Genomic DNA, 22,614 nt, shown 5'->3' on the forward strand with positions numbered 1-22,614 from the left:
AGTTCGGAGTACCAGAGGACGTTACGGGTCACAATTGAATCTCGCTGATGGGTGGGGTTGTGCACGTCGGGAACCTCGGGGCTGAAGGGCAAACGCCTCGAATATCCTTGCTCGACACTGTCTCAAAACTGAAAAAGCATGGCTAAAGACCGGGCGGCCAGCTCGCCGATGGTCCCCGGCTGGCAAATCCGCTCGAAAAACAAGACACTGCGCGAATGACACAGCGATCCGTTTTCTTCGTTTCCGATGGCACCGGCATTACGGCCGAAACTCTCGGCAACACGTTGTTGACGCAATTCGATGGCTTGGCGCTCGAAAAAACGACGCTTCCATTCATCAACTCCGCTGAGCGGGCGCGCAGCATAGTCGACTATATCAATTTCGTCGCGACCGAGACGGGAATGCGGCCGCTGGTCTTTAGTACGACCGTTAACGACGAAGTGCGGGAAATTCTCCGTAACGTCAATGGCTTGTTCCTCGATCTTTTTGATCATTTCATCCATGTCCTGGAGGCTGAGGTCGGTCAGGATTCGTCGCACGCCACCGGCCGCGCGCACGGCGGCGCCAACACCGCGCGCTACAACGCGCGGATCGCGGCGATGAACTACACGATGGAGCACGACGACGGTGCGTCGACGCGCGAGCTCGACAAGGCCGACGTGATCCTCATTGCCCCGTCGCGCTGCGGCAAGACACCGACCAGTCTGTATCTGGCGCTGCAGCACGGTATTTACGCCGCCAATTTTCCGCTGACCGAAGACGATCTCGAAAACCTCAAGGTGCCCAAGACCCTGCAGGGCCGTGAGCATCTGTGCTTCGGTCTGACCATCGATCCCGAACGGCTCGCGCAGATCCGCAACGAGCGCCGACCGGGCTCGCGCTATGCATCGCTGGCGCAGTGCTCGTACGAGTTGCGGCAGGCCAGTCAGCTCTATGACCGGCTCGGCATCCCGTCGGTGGACTCGTCGAACATGTCGGTCGAGGAGATCGCCGCGACCGTCATGCAGGAGAAGAACCTGCGTCGTTTGAATTAATTTCTGACGGCTTTGTCAGTCAAATCATTGAAATGATTGCACATTAGGCTCCCCGGTTTGCGGCCGCCATGCAGCGCGCCGGTTCAGGGAATCAGGGAGCTTCCATGTCGGGTCCTCGCAAGCCGCGCCGTCGCGGCTATTCGCGTCGTGCGTTTCTGAAAAAGGCCGGCATGTCGTCGGCCGCCGCCGGGCTGCTGCCGCTGTTGCCGGGCTGCGGTTCCAGCGACGCGCCGGGCGGGCGTTCCGGCGGCAGCAAGGCCGAGTTCCGTCATGGCGTCGCCAGTGGCGACCCGCTGCCGGATGCGGTGATGCTGTGGACCCGCGTCAGCGGCATCGAACAGTCGCAGGCTGTCGACTACGTGGTGGCGCGCGACACGAGCCTGGCCGATGTGGTGCTGCGCGGTAGTACGACGACCGACGCCTCGCGGGACTATACGGTGAAGGTCGACGCGACGGGCCTGGAACCCGGCGTCACGTACTACTACCGCTTTTCGGCAGGCGCGGCGGACTCTCCGGTCGGCCGTACCAAGACGGCGGCCGACGGTAGCGTGCAGCGCCTGCGCGTCGGCGTCGTTTCCTGTGCGAGCCTTGCGCACGGATATTTCAACGCCTACGGCCGGCTCGCGCAGCGCGCCGACCTCGACGTGATCCTGCATCTGGGCGACTACATCTACGAGTACGGCACCGGCGAATACGGCGATGTGCGCGACTACGAGCCGTCCTACGAAATCCTGACGTTGGACGATTACCGTACCCGGCACGCGCAGTACAAGCAGGACGCCGATGTGCAGGCCATGCACCGCCAGCATCCGATGATCGCGGTCTGGGACGACCACGAGACTGCCGACAACTCCTGGCGTGACGGCGCCAACAATCACACCGAAGGCGCCGAAGGGGCGTGGACCGACCGCAAGGCGGCCGGCATCCAGGCGTATTACGAGTGGATGCCGATCCGCCAGATCGATCCGACCACGCGCACGCGCATTTTCCGCACCTTCCGCTACGGCGATCTCGCCGACTTCGTGATGCTGGACACGCGTCTCTACGACCGCGATCTGCAGGCCGGTCTGACCGACGCCAGTTCGATCAACGACGAGGCGCGCACGCTGATCGGCCCGACGCAGATGGCCTATCTCGGCAACGAGCTGGCGGCGCCGGGGGTGACCTGGAAGATCATCGGTCAGCAGGTGATGTTCGGTCAGCTGCGCATTCCGAGCCTGCCGGAGCTGTCGGTGCTGACCAACATCCCGGTCGCGCAGCTGCAGGAGTTGTTGCAAGGACTGCCGGTCATCAGCACTGGCGGGCTGGTCATCAACACCGACCAATGGGATGGCTACGGCGCCGAGCGCTCACGGGTGTTCGACCTGCTCGAGGCTTACCAGGTGTCGAATCCCGTGGTGCTGACCGGCGACATCCACACCTCGTGGGGCATGGACCTGTCGCGCGATCCGGCCAATCCGCTGGTCTACAACCCGCTCACTGGCGAGGGCTCGCTCGGCGTCGAGTTCGTCAGCACGTCGGTGACGTCGCCCGGTCTGGAAGCGCTGGCGCAACTATCGCCGGTGATTCAGGCCATGAACCCGCACATGAAGTACATCGACCTGGCGCAGAAGGGATATCTGTTGCTCGACATCACGCCGGAGCGCACACAGGGCGAGTGGTGGTACGTCGACACCGTGGCCGCGACCAGCGACGGCGAGAGCTTCGGCGCCGGCTATGTCGTGGCGGCGGGCAGCCATCATCTTGTGGCTGCCGATGCGGCAACCGAACCGGCCCTGGATGCGCCGCCGCTGGTCAGCTGAACCGGGCGCTGGCCGCAGCGGCGCGGACGTTATTGCGGGTATTCTGTGCGGATGATCCTTGTTGTTTCTGCCCGCGCCCTGACGCCGTGAGCCTCTACAGTCCGCGCCTGACCCGCTTGATCGATGCGCTGCGACGCCTGCCGGGCGTCGGCCCGAAATCTGCGCAGCGCATGGCCTTTCATTTGCTCGATCGCGACCGCGATGCGGCGCGGCTGCTGGCAACGGCGCTCGACGATGCGCTGTCCGGCATCGCCCGCTGCCCGGATTGCCGGATGTTCAAAGAGGACGACGAATGCCGTTACTGCGGACCGGCACGGCGTCAGAGTGGGCAGCTCTGCGTCGTCGAAGGGCCGGCCGATCTCGTCGCCATCGAGCAGGGCACGCCGTTTCGCGGCCGTTACTTCGTGCTGATGGGGCGCTTGTCGCCGCTGGATGGCATGGGGCCCGACGAGTTGGGCCTGCCGCGGCTGGCCGAGACGCTGGGCGAGGGCGATGTGCAGGAACTGATCATCGCCACCAACCCGACCGTCGAGGGCGAGGCGACGGCCTACTACCTCGCCGAAATGGCCAAGAGCCGCGGCATTCGTGTCACGCGCATTGCGCACGGCGTGCCGATGGGCGGTGAACTCGAATACGTCGACGGCGGCACGCTGTCGCATGCGCTGAGCGGTCGCCAGCCCGTCTGAGTGGCGGAAGTGCCCGGCGCCTGTCCGCGCTTATTCGAGCAGGGCGTCCACCTTGGCGGCGCAGATGAAGTCATTCTCCGTCAGGCCATCGACCGCATGTGTCCAGTAGCGCACGCTGCAGGTGTTGTAGCCGAAGCTGATGTCCGGATGATGGTCCGAGGTGTGGGCGATCCACGCCACGGCGTTGACGAAGGCGGTGGTCTGCCAGTAGTTGTCGAACTGGAACAGCGCTTCGACGGCCTTGCCTTCGCGCGCCCACTTCCAGCGTGATTCGAGCTGTTCCTTGAGCTTCGCCGCAGCCGCCAGATCGAGTGACGGGACTCCGCCTTCACAGGGCTTGCAGCGACGTTCAGCGAGTTCTTTCATGGTCAATTCCGGCAGTGCAGTCCGTGATTTTAGTCGGGGAACGGGCTGCGGTCGCGGATTAAATTTTTGCATCTGGATGAACGGCCGATACACTCGTTCTCCCTGCCGCCGACAAAAGCGAACGATTGCCTGTGAACCAGAATCCGCAGCATCTCATCTGGATCGATCTGGAAATGACCGGCCTGGTTCCGGAGCAGCATCGCATCATCGAGATCGCGACGGTCGTGACCGACGTGCACCTGACGGTGCTGGCCGAGGGCCCCGTGCTGGCACTGCGCCGCGAGCCGGAGGAGTTGGCGATCATGGATGACTGGAACGTCAACCAGCATGGGCGGTCGGGGCTGATCAAGCGCGTCAAGGACAGCGAGATCGACGACGCGCAGGCCGAGCGCGAGACGATTGCGTTTCTCGAAAAGTGGGTGCCGGCCGGAAAATCACCGATGTGCGGCAATTCGATCTGTCAGGATCGGCGGTTTCTGGCGCGCTGGATGCCGGCGCTGGAACGCTTCTTCCACTACCGCAATCTCGATGTCAGCACGCTCAAGGAGCTGTGCTCGCGCTGGGCGCCGGAAATCGCGCGCGGCTACAACAAGCAGAGCAAGCATCTGGCGCTCGACGACATCAAGGAGTCGATCGAGGAGCTGCGCTACTACCGCAACCACTTCCTGCGCTTTCCGGCCATCTGACGCGGCTGAATTTCAGCGGATCGGTACCAGCACACTGACGCGGCCGCCGCCGAACATCGAGCGCTCCAGCAGCAAACGGCCGCCGTAGGCCTGCACGATTTCATTGACGGCGGCCAAGCCGATGCCTTGGCCGGGCAGGCGGGTGTCGGCGCGGGCGCCGCGTTCGAGCAGCTTTTCCGGCGCCTCGCTCGGAAAGCCCGGACCATCGTCGTCGAAGTCGAGGCGGCAGATGTTGTGATCGACCTGCGCCGCAACGCGCACACGCTGGTTGCCGTACTTGGCAGCGTTTTCGATCAGGTTGCCGAGCATTTCGTAGAGGTCGCCTTGATCGGCGCGCAGGCGCAGTATCGGATCGAGTTCGTTTTCGAACGTGATGTTGCGGCTCGCGTAGACCTTGCTCAGTGCCGACATCAGCTTGTCGACCAGTGGTTTGAGTGCCACCGGCTCGGTCAGCGTGCGGCTGCCGGCAGCGGCGGCACGGCGCAGCTGATGATCGACGATGTGCTGCATGCGGCCGACCTGCTCGTCGAGCTGGCGTTGTTGGGCGCCCGGAATGTCGGGTTCGCTGCTGATGCCCCTTAATACCGCGAGCGGCGTCTTCAGCGTGTGGGCGAGATCGCCCAGGGCATTGCGATAGCGGGTCTGCTGGTTGCGCTCGCTGACGATCATCGCGTTGAGGTCGCGCGTCAGCTGCTTCAGCTCGTCGGGGTACGACCCTTCGATTTCGCCCTGCAGACCGGATTCGATCATGTGCAGTTCGCGGCCCAGGCGCTTGAGTGGCGCCAGACTCCAGCGCAGGATCAGCAGCAGGATCACCACCAGCGCGACGACAGTGCCACCGAGCCAGGTCCACAGCGTGCGACGGAAGATGCCAAGTTGGCGATCGAAGGCGCTGGTGTCGTCGATGACGCTGACGGTGTACAGCCGCGGCGTGTTGCGGTCTGAGTCGATCCAGCGCAGGCCGAAGCTGAGACGGAACGCGTCGGGCTTGTCGAGACGCTGGAAGTTCCACTGACCAACCGCCAGCTGCGGCGGTGGCGGCATGTCCAGCGACTGATTGGAGCTCCAGACCATGATGCCGAGCTCGTTGAACAGCGCCGCCTGCAGACCGGACAAGGGCTCGCGCAGGCGCCGGTCCGGCACCGCGTCGAGCGAGATCGTCAGTTCACCGTCCGGCGTCGTCGACGCCGCGCCGAGCAGCGCATAGATCAGGCCTTCGAGCTTGTCCTGCTGCGCCTGCAGCAGTGCACTCTCGAAGGCCTTTTCCAGCGCCAGGCCGCCGAGGCCGACGAAGGCGAGCAGGACGATCGCCGTCGAGACCAGTAGCCGGGCGCGTAGGGACGTGACGCGCGGGCGGCGCGCGGCGGTCGCCTTCAGGCGCGCGGCAGGTCCCACCGGTAACCCGCGCCGCGCAGCGTCGTGATCGGGTTGTACTGGCTGTCGGCGTCCAGCTTCGAGCGCAGTCGGCGGATGAACACCTCGATGACGTTGCTGTCGCGTTCCTCGTCTTCGGTATACAGATGCTCGGTCAGCTCGCTCTTCGAGATGACCTTGCCGGCATGCGTCAGCAGGTATTCGAGGACGCGAAATTCATAGCTGGTCAGATCGACCGGCTTGCCGTCGACCATGACCGACTTGGCGCTGGTATCGACGACGTATGGGCCGGAGTTCAGCGTCGCTTGCGTCCAGCCGCCGACACGACGCACCAGCGCGCGCACGCGGGCGATCAATTCCTCGCGATGGAAGGGCTTGACCAGATAATCGTCGGCACCGGCCTCGAGGCCCTCGACCTTGGTCTGCCAGCCGTCGCGAGCGGTCAGGATCAGGATCGGGTACTTGCGGCCGGCCTTGCGCACCTGGCGGATCAGGTCGATGCCGGGCATGCCCGGTAGACCGAGATCAACGATCGCGATGTCGGCCGGATACTCCTCGGCCATGTAGGCGCCGTTGTCGCCATCGGCGGCGACGTCGACGGCAAAGCCGTCGTCACTGAGAAACTTGGAGACCTGCTCGCGCAGATCCGGATCATCTTCGATTACGAGCGCACGCATGGACGCTATCTCTCCCTGTGGTGCCGCCGCAGGCCCGGCCTGCTATGGATCAACCTGATAGATACGAACTTCACCGTTCTTCAGCATCTTCACCCGATACCCGGCGCCATCCGGCTGTACCGCCAGCACCCGTCCGCCGTGGCGGCGCTGGATTTCCCGCGCTGCCATGTCCGGCGACAGTTTCGGCGCACCGCCGGTTTCGCGGGTGCCAAGCATCGGAAATGGCAGTGACATGCCGTTGCCGCGCTGCTTGCCTGGCTCCCGATCCTTTCCAGGATGCGCAGCCGCCGCGATCGCCGTGTTGAAGAGCACGGCGCTCGCCAGACAGATCGCAGTGAAGGTAGGCAGACGCATGAATGGACAGGTCAGGGATCGGTTACCCGCGCTCCCACACTCCGGACCGCATGCGGCGGTCTCGAAGGGCGGAGCGCCCAGGGCAGGACGTTCCGGCGGCGATGTATTGCGAAATCATCATGCGCCTCCGGGCGTGGGCATCGATGCACATACTGTGCCTGCAGCGTAGCGCGATTAACTGAATTCGTCCTTAATTTTTTCGTGCTATTTCAGGAACTAAGGCGTTCACAACGGAGCCGGCCTGTCAATTTGCAGTGGTCGCGAAGCGCTTCAGCGCCGGTGGCGTGAAGTGCGAGGGATCGGCGTGCCAGTCGTACTCGATCAGCTTTTTCTCTTCATTCGTGAGGCCAACGATGACGTAGCGGCGTGACTGCAGGTCGTAGTGAACCTGCACGCCGTTGACGACCACCGGCACGTTGGCGAATGCGATCGAATGCGATTCGGCCGTGCGCCAGAACGCACCGCGCTCGTCGTACATGTCCTCGGCATGGACGATCCACGAATCCTCATCGAGATAGAAGATGCGCTTCTTGTAACGGTGCGAGTAGCCGGGTTTGACGTTGGCTTCGATGACCCAGACGCGATGCAGCTCGTAGCGCGCGAGGTCCTGATTGATGTGGCCGGCGCCGATGATCTGTTTGTACTTCAGCTTCGGGTCGTACAACAGGTAGCTGTTGTACGGAATCAGCATTTCCTTCTTGCCGACCAGCTTGATCGTGTAGCGATCAAGCGGACCGTTGAACATGTCGAGCTGGTCCTGCGTCATCAAGCCGTCGTAGAGCGGATTGTCGTAGCCGACCTCACCGATGCGGCGTGGCCGGCCGACGGTATTGTTGTAGACCCAGACGCCGGTCTGATTGGCGATACGGTCGATCGGCACGTGCAGCAGATGCGCTTCGCCGGCGAGATTCGGCGGTGCGATGGTCTTCTGCAGCGCGAACAGGTTCATGCCGTCGATCGACTTCACCGTCGCGTCCGGATCGTTGTACATGAACGCCAGTTCGACGTAGTCGCGCTGTGTGACGAAGCTGCCGTCCGGCGCCGTCACCGCCGAATCGATGTAGCCACGAAAGCCGCGCGTGTTGTAGCGCATGATGTGATTCCACATCACCTCCGTGCCGTTCTTCGGAATCGGGAATGGGTAGCCCTGCGCGGTGCAACAAAAGCCGTAGCCGTTGTCGGTCAGGTCCACGGTCGTCGCGTTTTTCTTGGTCGCGTCGTAGAACCACTGGGGATACGACGCGCTGCGGCGCGTCGGATAGACGTTCATCTTGTAATCGGGATACGTCTTGAATAACGCCTTGTAGCCTTCGGTGAGGATGCCGGCGTATTTCGTGTAGTTCTGTGCCGTGATCGTATACAGCGGCTTGTCGGCGGCGAACGGGTTGCTGCCGCGCGGCATGTCCTTCTGCGGCAGGCCGCCGGTCCAGGCCGGGATCGTGCCGTCGGCATTGCCGGCGCGTTCGGCGCCGAGTGGCGTCAGCTCCTTGCCGAGTTTGGCGGCTTCGTCGGCCAAAACCTTGGCGCTGGACGGCAGGCTGATCAGCAGGCCGAGCGCCAGCAGCGGCAGGGCCAGTGTGCAGGGCAGGGTGGATCTCATGTCGTTTCCGGCCGCGAGGCGGCCGCCTCCTTCCTTGAATCATCATGCGCCGCCGGCGCGTCCGGCGGCAGGCGTCGGTGCAGGGCCAGCCAGGCCAGTGCCGGCAGCAGCACAATGGCACCGAGCAGGTTGGTGCTGAACATGAACAGCAGCAGCAGGCCCATGTCGGCCTGAAACTGCAGTCCCGAGAACAGCCAGGTGAAGACGCTGAGCAGCAGTGATGCCGAGGTGAAGATCACGGCCTTGCCGGTGTGCCGCAGCGCGTCGAAATAGGCCTCGCGCAAGCTCGTGCGCTCGGCGAGCCGTCTGGAGAACACGCTCCATAAATAGATGCTGTAGTCGACGCCGATGCCGACGCCGAAGGCGGCCACCGGCAGCGTCGCCGGCTTCATGCCGATGCCGAGCGTCGCCATCAGGCCGTAGGTCATCAGCGAGCACAGCACCAGCGGCGTGAGAATGCACAGCACCGCGACGCCGCTGCGGAACGACAGCCAGGCGAACAATGCCAGCGTCGCGTGCACCCAGATAATGACCAGCAGCTCGCGCGCGCGGATTTCTTCGTTGGTCGCGGCCCAGACGCCGACATTGCCGGATGCCAGCTTGAAGTCGACGCCTTGGCCGACGTTGTCATGCTGGAAGGTTTTCACGGCGTCGACAATCTGCGAAATCGTCGTCGCACGATGATCGCGCGTGAAGATCAGGACCGGCATCACACTGCAGTCCGGGTTCGACAAACCAAGCTGGCTGGGGATTGGCGAGACCAGTTCGGACAAGCTCTGCGTGCGTGGCAGCACGCGCCATTTCGGCGCCGCTTCAAACCAGCCGGAGCGTACCTGTTTGGCCAGCTGCGGCAGCGACAGTACCGAGCGCACGCCCGGCGTGTTTTGCATGTGCCAGGCGAAGCGGTCGATCGTTTCCATGGTCGCTGGATCGACGCAGCCGTATTGCTTGGTAACGGCGAAAACCTTGAGGATGTCGACGCCGATCGCGAAGTTGCGGCCGATCGCGCGCGAGTCGACGTTGTAGCGGCTGTCCGGGCGCAGCTCCGGCACGCCGGCCTGTCGGTCGCCGACGATCAGCTTCGGATACATCCACAGTGCCCAGCTCAGCGCCAGCAATGCCACGAACAGCGTCGGGATCGCCGCGCGCGCGGTGGCGAAGGCCGACAGCCGTTGCCAGAGCCGATCGGAGAGGGCGACGCGACGCTGCTGGCGTGCGCGAAACGCGTCGACGTCACGTACCCGCGCCCACGACAGCACGATCGGCAGCATCATCTTGTTGGTGATGATGACGGCCGCCATGCCCATCGCCGCGTTGAACGCCATCTCGCGGACGATGTCGATCTTGATGAACGCCAGCGTCGCGAAGCCGATCACGTCGGTGAGGATCGCCACGGTGCCGGGAATGAACAGTTGGCGAAAGGTCGCGATCGATGCGTCGCGCGACGCCAGGCCGTGCACGGCGACCTCGTAGCGCCAGGCGTTGACGTACTGCACGCCGTGCGACACGCCGATGGCCAGGATCAGGAACGGTACGAGGATCGCGAACGGGTCGAGTCCGAAGCCGGTCAGCTTCAACAGGCCCAGCTCCCAGATCACGGCACACAGTGCCGCGAACAGTGGCAGCGTGGCCAGCCGCCACGAGCCGCAGAACATCCACAGCAGTGCGAAGGTCGCCAGTAGTGCAATGGCAAAGAACATCATCACTTCGTGGCCGGCATCGCTGACGTCGCCGACAACCTTGGCGAAGCCGATGATGCGGATGTCGAAGCGGTCGTTCTCGTACTGCGTGCGGATCGCCTCGAGTTTGTCGGCGACCGCGCGGTAGTCGAGCTTCTTGCCGGTCGACGGATCGTGCTCGAGTAGCTCCGCCGTCACCATCGCGCCGCGCTGATCGAGCGATACCAGACGGCCGATGACGCCGGCCTTGCCGACGTTCGAGCGGATCTGCGCCAGCATTTCCGGCGTTGGCCGGTAATTGCGCGGAATCACGTCGCCGGTCGAAAAACCGTCCTCGACGACTTCCATGTAGCGCACGCCAGGCGTGAACAGCGAGGTCACCCGGGAGCGGTCGACGCCGGGTAAAAAGAACACCGCATCGGTGACCTTGTGCAGCGTGTCGAGGAAGTCCGGCGTGTAGATGTCGCCCGGCACGCCGGGCTTGAGCATCACCGCGATCGAGATCAGATTGGCACCGCCGAAAGCCTTCTCGTACTGCTTGAAGACCTTCATGTACGGGTGATCGAGCGGAATCTGCTTCTCGAAGCCGGCATCCGGCTGCAGTCGGCTGGCGAGGACGGCCATCGCCAATGTGAACGCCATCAGGATCGCGAATGTCAATCCGCTACGGGCATAGACCAGCACTTCGGCACTGCGCAGAATCCGCTCGGCGTAACGGCCCACCTCGTCCTCCGTCTTGTCGTCTGCGTGCCGGTGCGGCCGGCGGTCACTCAGGCGATGGATCAGATCGCGAGCGCGAGTTTCAGCAGATCATCTGTTTTTGCGTAGGCGCGGAACAGGGTTCGCGCCAGAACGGCAAGAATGCCACGCATTTCATCGGCGCTGTATTGCCGTAGCGGCACAACGCAAGCTTCGATCAGTGCAATGACGGCACGCGCCATTTCGTCGGCTTCGCCGCTGAGTTCCAGCAGTCCGCGCTCTCCGGCTTCCTGGAATTTGTGGCGCAGCACTTCGATCGCGGCGTCCTCGAAGCTGCGCTGCGCGGCGGTCAATGCCGCCGTTTCGGGACGCGACGGAATCAGCCAGTAACCCGCCACGCCCTTTTCGACGCGTGGGTCGCGCAGCAGCTTCTGCAGGCCGCTGAAAACATGCATGACCGCCAGCACCGGGTCGGCTTCGGCGCGCATCGGGTCGAAGACGTATTGGTCGAAGATCGCGTGGAGACGCTTCAGGCAGTCGAGGTAGAGCGCTTCCTTGCCGTCGAAGTGCCAGTACAGCGCGCCCTTGGACAGCTTGGCGGCGCTGGCGATATCGCCGATCGAGACGCCCTCGTAGCCGTAGCGACCGAACAGTTCGAATGCGTGATCCGTGATGGCCTTGATCGTGTCGAACTGTTCGTGAGCGGGTTTGCGGGGCATGGCGATTCTGATGGCGAAGCGGCGATTTTACAGGCCCCGTCAGCAAGATGGCGACCGCAGAAGCCTGCGGTCGCCATCGGAGTTTGCCGAAAATGCTGCACTTCGTCCGCGGCGCGCAGCCGCCGCGAGCGTGAGGCTAGTGCGCCGGACGGTGTCCGAGCAGGCGTGCCGGCAGATAGAACAGGGCCGCGACCAGCGCGAACATGCCGCCGACGCAGATACCGATGAGGCGTAGCGGCAGGCAGATCAGCCAGACCAGTGGCGCGATGAATAGCGCCAGCAGCGCCAGCGGCCAGCACAGCACCAACAGCAGGAGCCAGCCGACGGTGAGTAGCAGGGTATTCATGCTTGTGCTCCTTACTCAGGTTTCGAGTTCGCGGAACTGGCGGCGCAATTCGAGTTCTTCGTGCGTGACGCAGGCCTCGATCTGCTGCAGACGGCGTTCGAGATGATCGAAGCGCGCCTTGGCCGCTGCCGGGGAAACAGCGGGGCCGCCGGGCGGGCTGCCGGATGGGCCGCGTGACGACGGTCCTCCGTTGCGCGGGCTGCCGCTCGTGGCGTTGCCGTCGGCCGGGTCCATCAGATACCACAGCGCGATGTAGACCACGCCGACCGGGAAGAAACCGCTGAAGATGAAGGCGAGAATCACCAGCACGCGGATGATTTTCACGCTCCAGCCGAAGTAGTCTGCGACGCCGGCGCAGACGCCGGCAATCCAGCCGTCCTCGGGGTAGCGGCGCATGGCCGACAGGCCGCCGTCGTGATCGCGGGGGGCTTTAGCGGTGCTCATGATGCTTTTCTCTCCAGCCGGGGGCTTCGACGTCGAGCAGGCGCTCAAGCGTGTCGATACGTTTTTCCATGCGATCCGCCAGATCGACCAGATCCTGATTGACGGTCCCCACGGGCTGCTGCGTATCACGCCGATGTGCGAGGTGGCGGAACAGCAGCACCGGGAAGACAACGAAAATGCCGGTGACGGCGATCAGCGGAATCAGATTGTCCAGAAAGGTTTCCACCCATCACTCCTGCGCGTTGTTCTTGCCAGCCCTGGCGCGCAATCTTGCCAGTTCATCTTCGATCTTGTCGTCGGCGAGGCGCGCGAATTCGTCGCGTAGCCGGTCGGCGCCCAGTTCGTAGGCGTCGACCCGTGATTCGAGTTCGTCGGCGGCGCGTTCAGCGTCGTCCAGTGCGGCCTGGGTCGTGGCGCTGCGCTTGTCGTCCATCTGCTCGCGCAGCTTGATGCGCGAACTGGCGGACTGGCTGCGCAGGTTGATGTTCTTCTGTCGTTGCCGTGCTTCCGACAGCTTGGCGCGCAGCTTGGCAATGTCCTCGTCGAGCTTGCCGACTTCGAGTTCGACCTGCTTGAGCTCGCGCTGCGCCTCGTCGATACGATCGCTGGCGCGGCGCTTGGCGGCGAGGGCGCCGCGCGCCAGATCGTCGCGATCCTTGCGCACCGCCAGCTCGGCCTTGGTTTCCCAATCTTCAGCCTCGGCGCCGAGGGTCTCGATCGCGCGCTGAAGTTCCTTTTTGCGGGCCAGAAAGCGCACCGCGGTCGACCGGACTTCCACCAGCGTGTCCTCCATCTCCTGGATGATCAGCCGCGCCATCTTCTCCGGATCCTCGGCCTTGTTCAGCAAGGCGCTCAGATTCGAGTCGATGACATCACGCGTTCTCGAAAAAATTCCCATCAATCGTTCCTCTGGAACTGCCGCTCGGGCAGTTGGACCTAGCGCTGCGCGACCATCAGCGCTGGCGTTTCGGTGTTGATCTGCGGCATCAGCAGGCTGACGTTGCCGGCGATATTGTCCCGCACCTGCGTCTGGCTGTTCTGCAGCGCCAGCTGCAGGTGGCTGTCGATCTGACGGCTGGCGACGCTCTGTACGAAGCCGGCCTTGGTCTGGGTCGGCACCTGGCCAACATAGGTGGTCAGGCTACCGAAGGTGCTGACGGTCATGATGGCGGCGACGGCGGCGCTGAAGATCGGCGCAGAGTAAGTGGTGTTGAACATGGCGTGTATCCCCTTTGTTGTTTCGGTGCAGCGGTGTGTGTGGGATCAATATCGCCAGCTCCGTGCCAGTCATGCCATGACCGTTAACATGTTGAAATTAAATGATTTATAGTTTTCCTGGTGGCAGCTCTGCGATGGCGTCGTGAGTTTTTGTGCCGACATGTGGTGATATTCGCCAACTTCTAGCACAATGGCCATATGGAGCTCCGCGACTCGCCCGATCCGATCCTCGGACAGGCCGACAATTTTCTCGCCGTCCTTGAACGAGTGTCGCGAATCGCGCCGCTATCCAAGCCCGTGCTCATCATCGGCGAGCGCGGTTGCGGCAAGGAGTTGATCGCGGCGCGCGTCCATTATCTGTCGGAGCGTTGGGCGCGCCCTTATGTGAAGTTCAATTGTGCCGCGCTCAACGAGGAGTTGCTCGAGTCCGAGTTGTTTGGCCACGTCGCTGGCGCGTTTACCGGTGCCGCCAAGGCGCGCATCGGTCGTTTCGAGCTGGCCCACCGCGGCTCGATCTTTCTCGACGAGTTGGCATCGATGTCCCTGCGCCTGCAGGAGAAGCTGCTGCGCGTTGTCGAATACGGCGAGTTCGAGCGTGTTGGCTCCAGCGAGACCATCAAGGTCGACATCCGCCTGATCGGCGCCGCCAACGTCGACCTGCCGGCGATGGCCCGCGCCGGCAAGTTTCGCGAGGATTTGCTCGACCGTCTGTCGTTCGACGTCATCACCGTGCCGCCGCTGCGCGAGCGGCGCGAGGACATTGCGCTCCTCGCGCAGAAATTCGCGGAAGGCATGGCCAAGGAACTGGGACGTGAGTACTTCGCCGGTTTTGCGCCGGCCGCGGAGCGGGCGATGCTGCAGTACGGCTGGCCGGGCAATATTCGCGAATTGCGCAATGTCGTCGAGCGCGCAGTCTATCGGCTTGAGCACGAGCGGCATTCGGTCGAGAGCATCGAATTCGATCCATTTGCCTCGCCATATCGACCGCGCGGCATGGCCTCGCAGCTCGCGGTGCCGGCGGCCGACCCACAGCCTGCCGCTGCGCCGCCCACGCCAACCCCAACCCCAGTGCTGGACGCGACGCCCGAGCTGCCGGCCGTGTTCGGCGAGGCGGTCGCCGCCTTCGAGACCCGGCTGCTGCGTCAGGCGCTTGAAGACAGTCGCTATAACCAGCGCAAGGCGGCCGAACTGCTGCATCTGACCTACCACCAGCTGCGCGGTTTGTTGCGCAAATACAAGCTGTTGGACGGCGAATAATCAGAAATTTCCTACATCCGTCTGGCACGGAAATCGCTGCGCTATGGACAGGGGCTGCGGCAATGTGGCCGTGCCGGTGAGAGCCGGCCCCGGCTCCGTTTCGATTTTTGCGTTTCTTTTCTTTTATCGCAGGGCAATGGCGTCCGCTGCGTGATGGGTCAGCTGCCAGCTGTTGGGCGGCGTCGGCCTACACCTCACGAATGTGCCACTGGGATAAGGGGATTGCAGATGCTCGACGAAGCGGAGCGATCGAGAAGTAGACGTGATATGGCGGCGGCCAGGCCCGCTGCCAGCCTGCGCATGGTGCTCGTCGATGACGATGCCGATCGCGCAGCTTTCGTGACGCAGGCGCTGCGCGCCACCGGTCACGACGTCATTGCCAGATTGTCGGCCAATGAAGACCTGCTTGCCGCTGTTCGCCGCCTGCGTCCGGACGTGATTCTCGTCGACATGGACAATCCGGCGCGTGACGTGCTCGACAACTGTGCGGCGGTCACGCAGCAGGTGCCACGCCCCATCATTTTCTTCGCACGCGACTCGGAACCGGACACGATTTCGCGCGCGGTGCGTGCCGGCGTCAGCGCTTACATCGTCGACGGCATGGCTGCGCACCGCTTGAAGCCGATCCTCGACGTCGCGATCGCGCGCTTTCGCGAGCATCAGAAGCTGCGCAACGAGCTCGACGACATGCGGACACGGCTTGCCGATCGGCGCGATGTCGAGCGCGCCAAGGCGATGCTGGCTCGGGTGCGCAAGCTCGATGAGGCCGAGGCCTATGCCTTGCTGCGTCGCAGTGCGATGGCGCGGCGCGTGACCATCGGCGAGGCGGCGCGCACCGTGTTGGCGGCTGCCGAGCTGTTCGACGCCGATGTCAGTGAGTCCGGCGGAGGTGTTGCGTGAATCTTGTCATTCCATTCCGGCCCGAAATCACGCACCTCACGGTCGGCTACATGCCGCTGCTCGATTCGGCGCCCCTGTTGTGGGCGGCGCATCGCGGCTACTTCCGCGCGGCCGGATTGGATGTCGAGTTGGTCGGTGAGGTGTCGTGGGCGAGCCTGCGCGACCGGCTCGCCTATGGCGCACTCGATGCCGCGCAGTGCCTGGCGCCGATGCCGGTTGCCGCGACGCTCGGCGCCGACGGTGTCGGAGTGCCGATGGTCACCGGCTTGTGCCTGTCCCGCGGGGGCTCGGCGATCACGTTCTCGCGCTCGATGGCGGACCGCCTCGGCATCAACGGCACCATGAGCGTCGCCGACAGCTCTGCGGCGGTGGCACGCTATGTCCGCGGCGGCGGTCGCTTGCGTCTCGCGCACGTGTTTCCGTTTTCGATGCATCACTATCTGCTCCGCGACTGGCTCGCGCTCGGCGGGCTCGATCTGATGCACGGCGGCGATGCGGCGGGTATCGAGTTCTCGGTGGCGCCGCCACCGCAAATGGTGCGCTTGCTTGAAATTGGTGCGGTTGACGGCTTTTGTGTCGGCGAGCCTTGGAATACCGCGGCGGTCAAAGGAGGGCTCGGGTATGTCGTGACGCCGACCAGCGAGATCTGGGACGGTGGCGCCGACAAGGTGCTGGGCGTTACCCACGAGTGGGCGCAGCAGTTTCCCGATACGCACCGCGCGCTACTGTCGGCGGTAATGGCGGCGCTCGCGGAAATGGCGAGTCGCGATGTAACGGCGGAACTGACGATGCTGCTGCATCGCATGAAGGTCGTCGCGGTGCCGGAGTCGTGGATTGAGGCCGTGCTGCGCGGCCAGGGCATGGGCAGCCCGCCGCGCTTTGCGACCGGATTGCATGCGTTTCCGCGCCGATCGCAGCTGATGTGGTGCGCCCTGCAGATGTTGCGCTGGCGCCAATGGGCGCAGCCGATCAGTTTGTCGAAAGTGACGAGTGCGGTTTGCGATGTGTCGGCGTACTGCGACGCCGCGGCTGCGCTGGGCTTTCCGCGTCCATCGGTGGATTCGGTCCGTGAGGGTGCCGGCCGCGTGGCGCTGGGCTCGGATGGTGCGTCGATCGAGTCTCGCTTTGTTGATGGCTCGGAGCTTGATCCGGCCAACCCTGCGGCCTATCTGACCGCGCGCGGCTGGCCACTCGACGAGGCGCAGAGCGCCGTCGCCGGCTGAAGTGGGTGTCGTGCACGCGCGGTCGCGCATGGCACGGCACTTGCAGTTTCGATTTGCGCGGATGCCGTTCTCGGGCATCCGCATACCGGGCCGCCGAAGGCCCGGGCCTCACAGCGGCCAATGACGTCCGCGACTTTCCCAGCATTTGCCAGGAGTGGTCGTATGTCATCGGACGTCATCTTGTTCCCCTTCATCGATCCGGCCGTGCAGATCATCGTTATCTGCGCTGCGGCCTTCGTCGTCTTTTTTTTTCTTTCTGCGTTGAGTGATGTGCTGCGCATGCGTCGCCATGCGCCGCGTGCCGAACGTTCTGCCCAAGCTGCCGAACCACATGCCAGCATCGCGTCAAATTCGTCTCCATAGCGCCGGTTACCGATGCCGCATCCTCACGCTGGCTGTCGTTGCGTGGCTGGTCAGCGCGTCGGCGTCGGCGGCTGATTCGTTGCCGTCGATCACCGCGGACGCCCTCGAGCTTGCGGTTGCGTCACAGCAAGCGTCGGTCCCCGAGCGCCCGGCGCTGTATGTCGGCTCGACGCTCAAGGGTGCTGTTCTGCGCGATGTCCGCGTGTGGATCGATCGGCAGCCGGTCGTGCGGTATCAGTTCAGCGAGGCGCAGGCCCGCGCGCTCAACGCCGGCGGTCTGTGGCGCCTGGCCGTGCTGCCGGGCGACGGCGCCGCGCATCATCTGGTCGCCGAATTTCGCGCCAGCCAGGACGATGGCCAGCTGCAACATCAGTTGATCGTCGCCCAGCTCGACCGTTCACTGGTCGGCGGCGCCGGTGTCGCGCAAATGCTGGTCATCGGCGGCGGCGGCCTGCTGCACCATGCCGATCTGGCGCTGGCGAGCGTCGGCAGCGACGCGCTGGCCCGTGAGGCCGATACGCTGCTTGCCGGTGGCGAGCCGTTTGCCGCCGCCGTGCGCTATGCGCTGGCGCCGGGCGTCGATCCGCTGCGCGTGCAGGCGGCACGCGCGGCTCTGGGGCTGGTGGCGGCCGACGCGCCAACCGTACCGTTGTTGTCGCAGTTCAATGCGGTGTTGGCCGCTGGCGGTGACGTCGATGCCGGCCTCAAACAGGTCGCCGACGGCAGCGCGGTGCGCGATGTCGGCTTGTCCGTCAAGGATCTCGCCAACGTGACACGCGGCTACCGCGCCCTGCGGGCCGGACAGCACGACGAGGCGACGACGGCGTTTCGCGCGGTGCGCAGTCCCGGACCGTATTCGAATGCCGCGTTGCTGGGCCTCGGCTGGACTTATCTCGTGCCGCATCGCGGTCTGGTTGCCGCTGCCGATATTCCGCTGCGACCGAGCGGCGCCGATGCCGTGGCGCAGGCGCGCCGCGCATCGCCGTTTCGCTACCTGCAGGCCGTCGCTGAGGGTGCCCATGCCGACGACGTGCGTGCCGCGCTGGTGCCTTGGGTGGAACTGATCGGTCGTGACCCGCTGGACCCTGCGGTGCAGGAAGGCATGCTGGTCGTGCCCTATGCGCTGGATCACGTCGGGGCGCATCGCCAGGCGCTCGACTATTACAGCCGGGCGGTGCAGAAGCTCGAGGCGGCGCGGACGACGCTCAAGCAAGCTGCCGCGGATGTCGACGGTGGCCGAGAACTGGGTGACGTCGATGCGCGTGATGCCGATGCGCGCAGTGGCTGGTCGCGCCAACTCGTCGAACGCAGGGACGACCAGCTTGCGGTGCCGGTGCGCAGCTTGATCGATGCGCCCGCCGTTGCGGCGGCATTGCACGATTACCGGCAGTTGCAGGAAATCGATCGCGTGCTGTCTGCTGATGAGGACCGGCTCGATGCCAGCGGCGCCGATCTTCGCGCTCGCATTTCGGCCTTGCGTCGGCGGGTCGCAATGGCGCGCGATGCAAGCGCCGCTCAGGCGCGCGCGGCGATGCACGACGAGCTGGCGCGGCTCGATCGGCAGACGTCGGTCTATCTGGCCGAAGCCGAGTTCGCCATCGCGCGTCTTTACGATCGCGCGCCACATGGGGATGGCTCGTGAGCGCACGCCACTGGCATCGTGCATTGGTGCTGTGTGCGCCGGTCGTGGTGATGACGGTCGCGCATGCCGCCGATGCGCCGACCGTCGGCACGCTGACGAAGAACAATGGTCTGCGCGAGAGCGGTCACTTCATCGTCAAGACGCCGGACATCCTGCGCATCGAAAAGTCGCCGCCGGTGACGCCTGACCCGCAGCAGGCCATGGCCTACTACGACCGGGTGATGGCGCTCGACAGCGCTGATCCGCAACTGCGAGCCGAAGCCATGCGTCGCGCCGCTTATCTGCGCATCGAGCTTGCCGACGACGGCAGTGGCAAGATCGATGCGCCCAAGCTCCGTGAAGCGGTGACGATCTATCAACGCTTGCTACAGGCGCAAGCGCACGATCCGGCCAACGACCTGGCGTTGTATCAGCTGGCCCGCGCCCAACAGTTGCTCGGCGACGACACGCAGGCGATCGCGCGTCTGCAGGAGCTGGGGCAGCAATATCCACAGTCGGCACTGGCTGGCGACGCGAGTTTTCGCGCCGCCGAACTGTTGTATGTCCGCCATCGCTATGCCGAGGCCGAGCCGCTGTACCGCCAGGTGCTGGCGATGGGCACGGATACGCCGTACTACGCGCCAGCGCAATACAAGCTGGGCTGGAGTCTCTATCAGCAGGATCGCCATGCCGATGCGGCGGCGGTGTTCGTGGCGTTGCTCGACGCCGACCTGCCGCCGGGTTCGGTGAGTGACGATGCACAGCAGGCGATCGCGACCGTGCCGCGCAGCAAGGCAGAGTTCGCCGGCGACGCTTTGCGCGTCAGTGGGCTGGCGTTCGCCGCGATGGGGGGCGGTCCGGCGATGAATCGCTACTTTGCAGAGCACGGCGAGCCACGCTTCGCGCCGTTGCTGTATCGCTCGCTCGGAACGGCGCTGCTCGACAAACGTCGCTATACCGACGCCGCTCAGGTTTACACCGCCTACGTCGACCGCCATCCGGACGATCGCATCGATCCACGCTTTCAACAGTACGCGATCGAAGCGCTCGCGGCAGGTGGTTTCGACGAGCCCTTGCTCGACGCCAAGCGACAGTATGCGCAGCGCTACGCGCCGGGCGCGCCGTACTGGCATGGGCAGGCGCCGCCACAGGTCGTGATCGCGCACCTGCGTGACGATCTCGAGGATCTTGGCGAAACACAGCAGGCGCGGGCACAGCAATTGCCGGTCGGCGATGTCCAGCGTGCACCGGCGTTCCTGGCTGCGGCCGACTGGTATCGTCAACGCCTCGCGCTCGATCCGCCGGATGCGCCGTCGGCCGATATCGCGATGCACTACGCCGATGCCCTGTTCGATGGCGGCCAGACCGAGTCGGCGGCGCAGGCCTACGAACAGGTCGCCTATGGGCCGACCAATCCGCGCGCGGCGGAAGCGGCGTACGCGGCAGTACAGGCATATCAACGGCAGGCGCATGAGGTCGATGCCGCGCGGCGGCCCGAGGTGTTGAAGCGGTCCGTGGCGTCGAGCCTGCACCTGGCGCAGCAGTTTCCAGCACATCCGCGGCGTACCGCGGTGCTGACGCGCGCAGCCGAAGATCTCTACGAGTCGCATGACGATGCGCAGGCCATTGTCGTTGCGCAGCGGGTCCTCGATGAGCGCGCGGCACCGCCCAGTGACGCACAGCGTTGCGAGCTGCTCGGCGTTGTCGCCAACGCCCAGTTTGCGCGCCACGACTACGCTGCGGCGGAGCAGGCCTACACCGCCTTGCTGCACGCATTGCCGGCCGGCGCCGAGCAGCGCGATGGCACCGGCGAAAATCTCGCGGTTGCGGTCTACCGTCAGGGAGAGGCCGCGCGCGACGCGGGCAAGCTGCGCAGTGCCGCCGAGGCGTTCGCACGGGTCGGCACGCTGGTGCCCGACGCGAAGATTCGGGTGCAGGCCGATTACGATGCGGCGGCGGCGCTGATGGCGCTGAAGGACTGGCCGTCGGCCGAGCGCTCACTGGAGAGCTTCCGCGCACGTTATCCGCAGCACACGTTGGCGGCCGATGCTGACAAAAAGTTGGCGTACGCGTATGAGCAGGATCGCAAGCCGTCGTTTGCCGCCGACGTCTACGCGCGCATTGCGCGTCGCGACAGCGAGAGCGCGGCGGTGCGCAGTGAAGCCGCATGGAAGTCGGCGACGTTTTACGACGATGCGCAGATGAGCCGCGCGGCCGTGAGCGCTTATCAATACGCGATCGGCGGTGAGGTGCGGACCGATTTTTCGCATGATCTTCAGGCACGGCGGCGGCTCGCCGATCTGGAGCGCGATACGCTCGGCGACGAGGCGGCCTATCGACAATGGCTGGCATCGATCGTCGCCACCGATGCCGGTGCCGGCACGCACCGGACATCGCAGTCGCAGCAGATGGCTGCCCAAGCCGAGCTGGAGATCGGTCGTCTCGATGCTGACGCGGCGCGCCGCACCACGCTGACGATGCCGCTCAAGCGCAGCTTGCCGCAGCGCAAGCAGGCCATGCAGGCCGCCATCGATTCGTTGATGCGCGCGGCGCAGAGCGACGATGCGGATATCACCACGGCCGCGGCCTATGAGATCGGCAACGTCTACCGCGATTTCAGTCGCGCACTGCTCGACTCGCAACGGCCACAGAACCTGCAGGGCACCGCACTCGAGCAGTATCAAATTCTGCTCGAGGAGCAGGCGGATCCCTTCGATCAAAAAGCGATCGATGCGTATTCGGCGAACTTGAATCGGGTTCAGCAAGGTATCTGGAACGAGTGGACCTCCCGGAGCGCTACGGCGCTGACGGCGCTGGCCCCGGCGCGATATGGCAAGAATGAGATGCATGATGATCGATACGACGCACTGCAATAGCGCAGCACGGACGACGCTGGCCACGAGCGTGCTGGCCATGGTGCTGGCTGCATGTTCGACGGTGGACGGTCCCTCATCGGGACGACCGGCGCCGACGGCGCAAGCCGTGCCATCGGTTGCGGTCGCACGCTCGGCGCGCGATCCGCAGGATGACGCGCAGGCCCGCTTCGACGGGGCACTGAAGCTGATGAATGACGGGCGTTACGCCGAAGCTGAAACCGCGTTGCAATTGCTCGGTGAGGATTTTCCGCAGTATTCGGGGCCGTTGACGAATCTCGGCATCCTTTACGTCAAGCAGAAGAAGCGCAGCGCTGCGGTCGACGCCTTCCGCCGTGCGATCAAGGCCAAGCCGAACAATGCGATCGCGTTGAACTGGCTGGGCGTGCTGAGCCGCGAGCAGGGGCGTTATCGCGATGCCGAGCGGTATTACCAGCTTGCCGCTCGCGCGCGGTCGGACTACGCCGCACCGCATTTGAATCTGGCCATCCTTTACGACGAATCGTTGCATCGGCCGCAGGATGCCGTCGACGAATATCGCGCCTACCAGAAAATCGCCGGTGATCAGGATCAGCCGATGGTCGAAGTCTGGGTCCATCAGATCGAAGATCACTTGCCGTCGCCATCGCGATCGATGACGGCTTCTGCGACCGAGCAGGTGATTCAGTGATACGCCGTCGTTGCATCAAGTCG

At 64.5% G+C, this 22,614-nt stretch carries 23 protein-coding genes; 11 read left to right on the forward strand and 12 right to left on the reverse strand.

What is annotated here, in order from left to right:
• The first annotated feature begins 215 nt into the window (after positions 1-215).
• The 3 genes from ppsR (at position 216) to recR (ending at position 3,522) form a co-directional block, all read left to right on the forward strand.
• Complete coding sequence (gene ppsR, locus G7Y82_RS13930; RefSeq protein ID WP_168148747.1) at positions 216-1,034, forward strand: posphoenolpyruvate synthetase regulatory kinase/phosphorylase PpsR; 819 nt, start codon at positions 216-218, stop codon at positions 1,032-1,034.
• Positions 1,035-1,138: 104 nt separating this feature from the next.
• Complete coding sequence (locus G7Y82_RS13935; RefSeq protein ID WP_168148748.1) at positions 1,139-2,836, forward strand: alkaline phosphatase D family protein; 1,698 nt, start codon at positions 1,139-1,141, stop codon at positions 2,834-2,836.
• 86 nt (positions 2,837-2,922) lie between these two features.
• Entirely contained in the window at positions 2,923-3,522 is a 600-nt protein-coding gene (gene recR, locus G7Y82_RS13940) for a recombination mediator RecR (RefSeq protein ID WP_168148749.1), read from the forward strand.
• A 30-nt stretch (positions 3,523-3,552) separates the two neighbouring features.
• Here recR and G7Y82_RS13945 read toward each other — a convergent pair whose 3' ends face one another.
• Positions 3,553-3,888, reverse strand: coding sequence for a 4a-hydroxytetrahydrobiopterin dehydratase (locus G7Y82_RS13945; protein WP_168148750.1), 336 nt, complete (start codon positions 3,886-3,888; stop codon positions 3,553-3,555).
• Between the two features lie 131 nt (positions 3,889-4,019).
• Here G7Y82_RS13945 and orn point away from each other — a divergent pair, with 131 nt between their 5' ends.
• The gene (gene orn / locus G7Y82_RS13950) at positions 4,020-4,574 is read left to right on the forward strand and encodes an oligoribonuclease (protein WP_168148751.1); all 555 of its coding nucleotides are present in this window, start codon (positions 4,020-4,022) and stop codon (positions 4,572-4,574) included.
• Positions 4,575-4,586: 12 nt separating this feature from the next.
• On the opposite strand, the gene G7Y82_RS13955 is transcribed toward orn, so the two are convergent.
• From G7Y82_RS13955 to G7Y82_RS14005, 11 genes are all read right to left on the reverse strand, one after another.
• Positions 4,587-5,969 (reverse strand): ATP-binding protein, encoded by a 1,383-nt coding sequence (locus G7Y82_RS13955; RefSeq protein WP_366515669.1) that lies wholly within the window; start codon positions 5,967-5,969, stop codon positions 4,587-4,589.
• A complete protein-coding gene (locus tag G7Y82_RS13960; protein ID WP_168148752.1) occupies positions 5,948-6,625 on the reverse strand; it encodes a response regulator transcription factor in 678 nt (225 codons plus the stop codon). The genes G7Y82_RS13955 and G7Y82_RS13960 overlap by 22 nt, the downstream gene beginning before the upstream one ends.
• Before the next feature lie 42 nt (positions 6,626-6,667).
• On the reverse strand, positions 6,668-6,937 hold the full coding sequence (locus tag G7Y82_RS13965; protein ID WP_168148753.1) for a hypothetical protein: 270 nt from the start codon (positions 6,935-6,937) through the stop codon (positions 6,668-6,670).
• A gap of 286 nt (positions 6,938-7,223) precedes the next feature.
• The gene (locus G7Y82_RS13970; protein WP_168148754.1) at positions 7,224-8,579 is read right to left on the reverse strand and encodes a DUF1329 domain-containing protein; all 1,356 of its coding nucleotides are present in this window, start codon (positions 8,577-8,579) and stop codon (positions 7,224-7,226) included.
• Positions 8,576-10,981 carry an efflux RND transporter permease subunit gene (locus G7Y82_RS13975; protein ID WP_168148755.1) on the reverse strand — a complete coding sequence of 802 codons (2,406 nt, stop codon included), beginning with the start codon at positions 10,979-10,981 and terminating at the stop codon, positions 8,576-8,578. Before G7Y82_RS13975 ends, G7Y82_RS13970 begins: the two co-directional genes overlap by 4 nt.
• A 59-nt stretch (positions 10,982-11,040) precedes the next feature.
• Positions 11,041-11,676 carry a TetR/AcrR family transcriptional regulator gene (locus G7Y82_RS13980; protein ID WP_168148756.1) on the reverse strand — a complete coding sequence of 212 codons (636 nt, stop codon included), beginning with the start codon at positions 11,674-11,676 and terminating at the stop codon, positions 11,041-11,043.
• A gap of 136 nt (positions 11,677-11,812) precedes the next feature.
• A complete protein-coding gene (locus tag G7Y82_RS13985) occupies positions 11,813-12,022 on the reverse strand; it encodes a hypothetical protein (protein ID WP_168148757.1) in 210 nt (69 codons plus the stop codon).
• Positions 12,023-12,037: 15 nt separating this feature from the next.
• Complete coding sequence (locus tag G7Y82_RS13990; RefSeq protein ID WP_168148758.1) at positions 12,038-12,466, reverse strand: PspC domain-containing protein; 429 nt, start codon at positions 12,464-12,466, stop codon at positions 12,038-12,040.
• Positions 12,453-12,692: an envelope stress response membrane protein PspB gene (locus tag G7Y82_RS13995; protein ID WP_168148759.1), complete on the reverse strand. Its 240-nt coding sequence runs from the start codon at positions 12,690-12,692 to the stop codon at positions 12,453-12,455. Before G7Y82_RS13995 ends, G7Y82_RS13990 begins: the two co-directional genes overlap by 14 nt.
• Positions 12,693-12,695: 3 nt before the next feature.
• Positions 12,696-13,364: a PspA/IM30 family protein gene (locus tag G7Y82_RS14000; RefSeq protein ID WP_168148760.1), complete on the reverse strand. Its 669-nt coding sequence runs from the start codon at positions 13,362-13,364 to the stop codon at positions 12,696-12,698.
• A gap of 38 nt (positions 13,365-13,402) precedes the next feature.
• Positions 13,403-13,684 carry a hypothetical protein gene (locus G7Y82_RS14005; protein ID WP_168148761.1) on the reverse strand — a complete coding sequence of 94 codons (282 nt, stop codon included), beginning with the start codon at positions 13,682-13,684 and terminating at the stop codon, positions 13,403-13,405.
• Between the two features lie 198 nt (positions 13,685-13,882).
• On the opposite strand from G7Y82_RS14005, the gene pspF reads away from it, so the two are divergent.
• The 7 genes from pspF (at position 13,883) to G7Y82_RS14040 (ending at position 22,591) form a co-directional block, all read left to right on the forward strand.
• Entirely contained in the window at positions 13,883-14,941 is a 1,059-nt protein-coding gene (pspF, locus tag G7Y82_RS14010; RefSeq protein WP_168148762.1) for a phage shock protein operon transcriptional activator, read from the forward strand.
• Between the two features lie 267 nt (positions 14,942-15,208).
• Positions 15,209-15,841: an ANTAR domain-containing response regulator gene (locus tag G7Y82_RS14015; protein WP_240954306.1), complete on the forward strand. Its 633-nt coding sequence runs from the start codon at positions 15,209-15,211 to the stop codon at positions 15,839-15,841.
• Positions 15,838-17,064, forward strand: a complete 1,227-nt coding sequence (locus tag G7Y82_RS14020) for a CmpA/NrtA family ABC transporter substrate-binding protein (RefSeq protein ID WP_168148764.1) — start codon at positions 15,838-15,840, stop codon at positions 17,062-17,064. Before G7Y82_RS14015 ends, G7Y82_RS14020 begins: the two co-directional genes overlap by 4 nt.
• Positions 17,065-17,226: 162 nt before the next feature.
• Positions 17,227-17,427 (forward strand): hypothetical protein, encoded by a 201-nt coding sequence (locus G7Y82_RS14025; protein ID WP_168148765.1) that lies wholly within the window; start codon positions 17,227-17,229, stop codon positions 17,425-17,427.
• Complete coding sequence (locus G7Y82_RS14030) at positions 17,396-19,069, forward strand: amino acid adenylation domain-containing protein (RefSeq protein ID WP_168148766.1); 1,674 nt, start codon at positions 17,396-17,398, stop codon at positions 19,067-19,069. The genes G7Y82_RS14025 and G7Y82_RS14030 overlap by 32 nt, the downstream gene beginning before the upstream one ends.
• Entirely contained in the window at positions 19,066-21,924 is a 2,859-nt protein-coding gene (locus tag G7Y82_RS14035; protein WP_168148767.1) for a tetratricopeptide repeat protein, read from the forward strand. The genes G7Y82_RS14030 and G7Y82_RS14035 overlap by 4 nt, the downstream gene beginning before the upstream one ends.
• A complete protein-coding gene (locus G7Y82_RS14040) occupies positions 21,896-22,591 on the forward strand; it encodes a tetratricopeptide repeat protein (RefSeq protein WP_168148768.1) in 696 nt (231 codons plus the stop codon). The genes G7Y82_RS14035 and G7Y82_RS14040 overlap by 29 nt, the downstream gene beginning before the upstream one ends.
• Positions 22,592-22,614: the final 23 nt, after the last annotated feature.

The organism is Solimonas marina (assembly GCF_012241385.1).
GTDB classification, from domain to species: Bacteria; Pseudomonadota; Gammaproteobacteria; order Nevskiales; family Nevskiaceae; genus Solimonas; species Solimonas marina.